Origin of the sequence: Ruminococcus sp. CAG:379, from assembly GCF_000434255.1 — a bacterium.
Taxonomy (GTDB): domain Bacteria; phylum Bacillota; class Clostridia; order Oscillospirales; family Ruminococcaceae; genus Ruminococcus_F; species Ruminococcus_F champanellensis.
The window spans coordinates 50,516-56,651 of the sequence record NZ_FR894897.1 but is presented as its reverse complement, the minus strand read 5'-3'; the positions used below and the strand labels follow the sequence as shown (position 1 = coordinate 56,651).

General features: G+C 59.0%; 6 protein-coding genes and 1 riboswitch. All 6 genes read left to right on the top strand.

What is annotated here, in order from left to right; genetic code table 11:
* On the top strand, positions 1 to 457 hold a 457-nt coding region (locus tag QVO51_RS06635), incomplete at its 5' end, for a P-loop NTPase (protein ID WP_288167949.1).
* 20 nt (positions 458 to 477) lie between these two features.
* Positions 478 to 682, top strand: a riboswitch (cobalamin riboswitch).
* A gap of 197 nt (positions 683 to 879) precedes the next feature.
* Positions 880 to 1,761 carry a DUF4430 domain-containing protein gene (locus QVO51_RS06630; protein ID WP_022357743.1) on the top strand — a complete coding sequence of 294 codons (882 nt, stop codon included), beginning with the start codon at positions 880 to 882 and terminating at the stop codon, positions 1,759 to 1,761.
* Positions 1,754 to 3,118, top strand: a complete 1,365-nt coding sequence (locus tag QVO51_RS06625) for a prenyltransferase/squalene oxidase repeat-containing protein (RefSeq protein ID WP_276746907.1) — start codon at positions 1,754 to 1,756, stop codon at positions 3,116 to 3,118. Before QVO51_RS06630 ends, QVO51_RS06625 begins: the two co-directional genes overlap by 8 nt.
* Positions 3,115 to 3,645 (top strand): DUF4430 domain-containing protein, encoded by a 531-nt coding sequence (locus tag QVO51_RS06620; protein ID WP_022357741.1) that lies wholly within the window; start codon positions 3,115 to 3,117, stop codon positions 3,643 to 3,645. Before QVO51_RS06625 ends, QVO51_RS06620 begins: the two co-directional genes overlap by 4 nt.
* The gene (locus QVO51_RS06615; RefSeq protein ID WP_022357740.1) at positions 3,642 to 4,547 is read left to right on the top strand and encodes an energy-coupling factor transporter transmembrane component T; all 906 of its coding nucleotides are present in this window, start codon (positions 3,642 to 3,644) and stop codon (positions 4,545 to 4,547) included. The genes QVO51_RS06620 and QVO51_RS06615 overlap by 4 nt, the downstream gene beginning before the upstream one ends.
* Positions 4,475 to 6,115 carry an ABC transporter ATP-binding protein gene (locus QVO51_RS06610; RefSeq protein WP_288167948.1) on the top strand — a complete coding sequence of 547 codons (1,641 nt, stop codon included), beginning with the start codon at positions 4,475 to 4,477 and terminating at the stop codon, positions 6,113 to 6,115. Before QVO51_RS06615 ends, QVO51_RS06610 begins: the two co-directional genes overlap by 73 nt.
* The last annotated feature ends 21 nt before the right edge of the window (positions 6,116 to 6,136 follow it).

The following is a 6,136-nucleotide window of genomic DNA, read 5'->3' as shown; positions in this document are numbered from 1 at the left end:
GCGGGGACCCGTCATTGCCGGCGTGGTCAAGCAGTTCTGGACGGATGTGATTTGGAACGAAGTGGACTATATGATGGTGGATATGCCCCCCGGAACCGGCGACGTGCCCCTGACTGTGTTCCAGACCATCCCCATCAACGGCATCATCATCGTTACCACCCCACAGGAACTGGTATCCATGATCGTGGAGAAGGCAGTGAAGATGGCGAAGCTGATGAATGTGCCGATCCTGGGCATTGTGGAAAATATGAGCTATGCGGAATGTCCGGACTGCGGAAAGAAAATCCAGGTATTCGGCGACAGCCATATTGAGGAGATCGCAAAGGAATACGGCTTGCCAGTTCTGGCGCGGATCCCTATGAACCCGAAGCTGGCAGCAGCTTGCGATAAGGGTATGATCGAACTGTTTGAGGGGGACTGGCTGCAGGATGCAGTCAGCGCCATTGAGGCAGTCTGATCCCAATCATCAGAACACAGCTGTGCTGTGGAGAATGTGGTTGCACCCTGCGTGCATGAAAAGAGAATGCGGTGAAAAACCGCAGCAGTCCCCGCTACTGTGAGAGGGACGAACCTCCGTGTTGATGTAAATCAGGTCACTGTGCCGGCATGCCGGTGTGGGAAGGCTATGCGGACAAGTAGGATGAACTCAAGCCAGGAGAACTGCCACATTCTATCCCAATTAGTCCGGAGGAGAATGGCGGAAGCTCAGTCATCCGCCCTGCATCTGCGCTGCGGGGCGGGGCTTTGGTTTCATGTCGTTTTCGGCGGCACTTTTCTTTTCCGGCGGATTTATCGGAGGAATAAACATGAAACACACACACAAGCAGATCCTTGCGGCTTGTGCCGCAGCAGCCTGCATGGCATTCCGCAGCAGCCTGCATGGCATTTGCAGCTATGCCGGTATTCGCAGAAGAAACGGCGCCCCAGGGTTATGTGACTGTTGCTGTGGAGAAATTTACCACTGGCGAGGGCTACATTCTGGAGCCGGTAGAAGTGCCCTTTTATGAAGGAGAAACCGGTACAGCCCTGACAGAGCGTGCCCTTGGGGTTGAGCAGATCAACGAAGGGGAAGGCGTAGGCGCCTACATCGCTTCCATTGCTGATCCGGATGGGGGCAAGGGAACCGTTCCGGAGGTGATCCGCAATGCAGTGGAAGCCGCGGGCGGTACATTGGCCGAGGAGCGGCTCACACCGGGCTGGCTTGCGTCCTATGACTATGCAAGCACCAGCGGCTGGATGTACATGGTCAACAATGAGGTGCCTTCCTTCGGCATCGGGGATTACACGCCCCAGGACGGGGACGTATTGCGCTGGACCTTCAGCATTTACGCATACGGAGCGGATCTTGGTATTGACACCTCTTACATGTCCGAATGGGGCGGTGCAGCAGCCATCACACCGGCAGCAGACCGGGATGCACTGACCAAGCTGTTGGCAACAGCAAAGGATGCCCAGGGCGAAGGAGTTCGGGCTGCTTACGATGCGGCAGTTGCAGTTATCAGCGATGTGACCGCAGAACAGGCAAAGCTGGATGAGGCGGCAGCAGCACTGCAGGCGGCTCTGGAGACAGAACCGGTCGTTACCACTGTGACCACCACAACAGAGGCTGCAGCGGAGACCACCGGCACGACCGTGACTACGACTGCAACGGGTACAAGCACCCCGGCACCCAAGACCGGAGATCATACCGGTGGACTGGTGCTTACCGGATGCGGCGTGCTGGCACTGGCTGCACTGTGTGCAAAGAAGCGGCATGCGTAAAGGGATACTGATCGCAGGCATATCAGCAGCGTTGCTGCTTGGTATGCCTCGCTTCGTTTGTGGGGCTGCTTACGAGCAGGAGCTGTCCGATGCAGCCGCATGGCACCGACAGCATGAGCAGGACAAGCCGGGTGCTTCGGAGACGGATTGGTTCACCTTTGCAGTGGAGCGTGCGCCATCCTTACAGGAGCAGGGGAATCCGGCAGCCCTGGAAGCCTATGTGGCACAAAAGTATCAGACCGCCCAAAAGCTGAGCCCTGCCAAGGCAACCGAATGGCACCGGATCTCTCTGACTCTCCGGGCTATGGGGGTGGATCCTACTGGATGTGCAGATGGAACGATTGACCTCATCGCCGACGGCACATACAACCGGGGCAACACTGTTGCTTTGGATCGGCAGGGGTTGACCGGTTGGATCTGGGCGCTGATTACCCTGCACAGTGGAGCGTATGCAGTGCCTGCCAATGCGCATGACACGGAGGCGGACATGATCCGGCAGCTTTTGTCCAGGCAGTTGCCCGATGGTGGCTTTGCCCTTGCGGGCACCAGTGGGGATGTGGATGTGACCGCTTCTGTTGTGGCGGCTCTGGCTCCTTTGTATGAGGCGGACAGGGTGTATACCTACACCCGGCGCTCTGATGGGGCTGCATGCGCTGTCACCATCCGGCAGGTGGTGGATGCCTGCATGGAACTGCTGTCTGAACGGCAGTTGGAAAGCGGCGGCTTTGCAAGCTACGGCACGGAAAATGCGGAAAGCGCAGCCCAGGTGATCCTGGCGTTGCTGAGTCTTGGACGGGATCCCCGGCTGGATGCTGCATTTCAGGCAGGGGGGCATAGTCCGGTGGATGCCCTGTTGGCATATCGGCGGCAGGACGGAGGCTTTGCCCACATTGCTTCCCAGACTGGCAGCAATGTGATCGCCACCAACCAGTGCATGCTGGCGCTGGCAGGGTTGCAGCGGCTGGATGCGGGTATGCGGTCTGTGTATGAGTTGACGGATGTGCCCCTGCGCCAAGAGCCAGAGCATACGGCTCCGCCGACGGTCACAGAGCCCATCGGGACGGATGCATCAGAACCGGAGGAAACCATGCCGCCGGAGGAAACAGATATCCCGGCACAGACCTCCGATGATGCAGAAGAAACCACTGCCGTGCAGACAACTGCCAGAACGGAGTCGGTCGGCGGAACCGTGACACCATATACCCAGACACAAGTCGTCAATACAGGTACCGGTATCCGCACTGCCCCTGCGGAAGCAACAGAGCAGTCCCAGCCGGCAGTCACCTGTTCCTGGTGGGTGCTTGGACTTGTCTGCATGGCACTGGGAGGCTGTATGCTGTGGGAGAAAAAAGAATGAAAACGAAACAAATTGGGATCGGGTTTTGCGTGATTGGCGTCGCCCTGTGCGTGGTACCGTGGATCGTGCACAATGTGCAGACCCCGGCAGAGTATTACGGTGCATCCTCCAGTGAAGACACAGGGCTGCATGCTTCCATCTCCATTGATTGCAGCCGGGTATACGGGGCTTGGGATCAGCTGGATCCGGCACTGCAAGCCGGCGGCTATTTCCCGGAAAACGGGCAGATCCTGCCGGAGGAGCAGGTTTCCTTTTCGGATGGGGATACGGTGTTTGATGTGTTACAACAGGTGACACGGCACCACCAGATTCAGATGGAGTATCAAAGCACCGGCGCTTCCGATGTGTATGTACAGGGCATCAGCTACTTATATGAGTTCTCCTGCGGTGCCCAGAGCGGCTGGATCTATCTGGTCAACGGCAAGGCGGCGGATCGGGGATGCGGTGCCTATGTGTTGTCCGACGGAGATGTGATCGAATGGCGGTACATCGTTTCTGAAGCCCAGTGGCAGGAGGCTGGCATATGAGACGGGATCATCCCCTGGTGCTGCTGTGCTACTTTGGCACAGTGCTGGTGTTGAGTATGCTGACCATGCACCCCCTCTGGATCGGCACAGCGTTCGTTTCCAGCTGTGTGGTCAGCGGCGCCCTATCCGGCTGGCATGCGCTTGTAAAGCGGCTGCCGGGACTGGTGCTCTTTGCCCTGGGAGTGGCGCTGCTGAACCCTCTGATTTCTCACAATGGGGTCACGCCTCTGCTGTTTTTCCGGGGTAATCCCATTACCCTGGAGGCACTTTGCTACGGGGCGGTTCTGGGCGGACTGCTCAGCAGTCTGCTGTTGTGGGGGAGTATTTATAGTCACCTGGTGGACGGGGAAAAGATCCTGTGGCTGCTGGGCGCAGTGCTCCCCCAGGCCGCATTGCTGTTTTCGGTGGCAATGCGGTATCTGCCTGCCCTGCAGCGCCGGTACCAGCAGTTGCACCGTCTGCACACATGTATGGGGCTTTACCGGCAGGATACCTTTCTGCATCGTTTGAAAGGCAGCTTTCAGCTCTTATCCGTTCTTCTGGGCAGTGCATTGGAGGATGCGGTGCAGACTGCTTATGCCATGCGTGCCAGAGGATACGGCAGCGGAAAGCGTACCCGGATGAGTCTGTACCGGATGCGGAAACGGGAATGGACGCAACTGTGCTGCATCCTGCTGCTGACGGTGTGCATCGGAATTTTGCTGCACCGGGGCGCTATGCAGGCGCAGTTTTACCCCCGCATGGTATTTCAAGTTGGAGCACGGGAACTGGCAACTGCCGCAGGGTTCGGCTTGCTGCTGCTTTTGCCAGGATTGGAGGAAGGAGGCGCATGGATCAGATGGCACTTGTGGAAACCACAGCACTCAGCTTTACTTATGCCGGAGCGGCAGTCCCGGCGCTGAAGGATGTGACATTGGCTGTTCCCCGGGGCAAGATCGTGCTGCTTTGCGGCGGTTCCGGTTCCGGGAAAAGCACCCTGCTGCGGTTGCTGAAAGCAGAATGTGCCCCCCATGGCAGTCGGGAAGGGGAGATCCGGTTTGACCCGGCAATTTTCCCGGCAGGCAAGCCGGAGCCGGGAGCTGTGGGACTTATCGGACAGGATCCGGAGGGGCAGATCGTCACGGATCGGGTCTGGCAGGAGCTTGTCTTCGGGCTGGAATCCTTGGGTATGCCCCAATCCGAGATGGCAGCACGCGTCGCAGAAACCGTCAGTTACTTTGGACTGGAGTCCTTGTATCGGCGGCGGACGGATACGCTGTCCGGAGGGCAGAAGCAACTGGTAAGCCTGGCATCCGTGTTTGCCCTTGCCCCTCAGCTGTTGCTGCTGGATGAGCCTACCGCCCAGTTGGATCCGGTGGCGGCATCCGACTTTTTTGCCACCCTGCAGCGGCTGAACAGGGAGCAGGGGACGACCATCCTTTTGTCAGAGCATCGATTGGAGGAGGCGTTGCCCATGGCGGATCTGGTGGGAGTGCTGCATGGGGGCAGACTTTGCTGCCTGGCACCGCCTCAGCAGGCGTTGGAGCAGCTTCGGGGAACGGAGGCTTATGCAGTGCTTCGTTCCGGCATGCCGGCAGCGGTTCAGGTATTTGACCATCGGGTGCAGCCCTGTCCTCTGACCATCCCCCAGGGTCGTGCTGTTCTGGAGCAAATGCCGACAAAGCCGGTGCCGATCCCGGAGCAGACTGTGCCGGAGGGAGCGGCGTGCTACCAACTCCGGGATGTGTGGCTTCGGTACGAAAAGCGGCAGGAGGATGTGCTGCGGGGGGTGGATCTGACCCTGCCGGAGGGTACCTGCACGGCGCTTCTTGGGGGGAATGGCAGTGGAAAGTCTACTCTGCTGCAGGTGCTGTGCGGGATGCTCTCGCCGGATCGGGGCTCGGTGAAGGTGTGGGGGAAGAAGCTGCGCCCGGGCAGCATACAGGCGGCGTATCTGCCCCAGAAGCCTGCATTGCTGTTTTGTGAGGATACCCTGGATGCGGACTATACCGCCTATGGCAGATGTCTGGGGTTGAATGAGCAGCAAAGAGAGCAGCGGCTTGCGGAGCTGGAGCCTGTGCTGGCATTGCGGGAACTGCTGAAGCAGCATCCCTACGATCTTAGCGGCGGTCAGCAGCAGCGTGCTGCTCTGGGAAAGCTGTTGCTGGCGAAGCCGAAAATTTTACTGTTGGATGAACCCACAAAGGGCATGGATGCAGCCGCACGGCAGTCCTTGGGTCAGCAGCTGCGTGCTCTGACCGGACAGGGCGTTACCATTGTGCTTGCCACCCATGACCTGGATTTTGCCGCTTTGTATACGGAGCTTTGCGGCATGCTCTTTGACGGACAGCTTTCGCCCTTGACCCCCAGCCGGCAATTTTTCCGGCAGAACCGGATCTACACCACGCCGGCGCACCGGATGGCAGCGTCCTGCCTGCCGGAGGCTGTCACCTGCGGAGACGTGCTTGCCGCCCTGGAGGTGCAGGCATGAGGGGGCATGTGCAGCGGTGGC

Excerpts from the sequence above, each read along its gene's own strand:
- QVO51_RS06625 (WP_276746907.1), top strand. The coding sequence starts at position 1,754 with ATGCGTAAAGGGATACTGATCGCAGGCATATCAGCAGCGTTGCTGCTT.
- QVO51_RS06610 (WP_288167948.1), top strand. The coding sequence starts at position 4,475 with ATGGATCAGATGGCACTTGTGGAAACCACAGCACTCAGCTTTACTTAT.
- QVO51_RS06630 (WP_022357743.1), top strand. The coding sequence starts at position 880 with ATGGCATTTGCAGCTATGCCGGTATTCGCAGAAGAAACGGCGCCCCAG.
- QVO51_RS06620 (WP_022357741.1), top strand. The coding sequence starts at position 3,115 with ATGAAAACGAAACAAATTGGGATCGGGTTTTGCGTGATTGGCGTCGCC.
- QVO51_RS06615 (WP_022357740.1), top strand. The coding sequence starts at position 3,642 with ATGAGACGGGATCATCCCCTGGTGCTGCTGTGCTACTTTGGCACAGTG.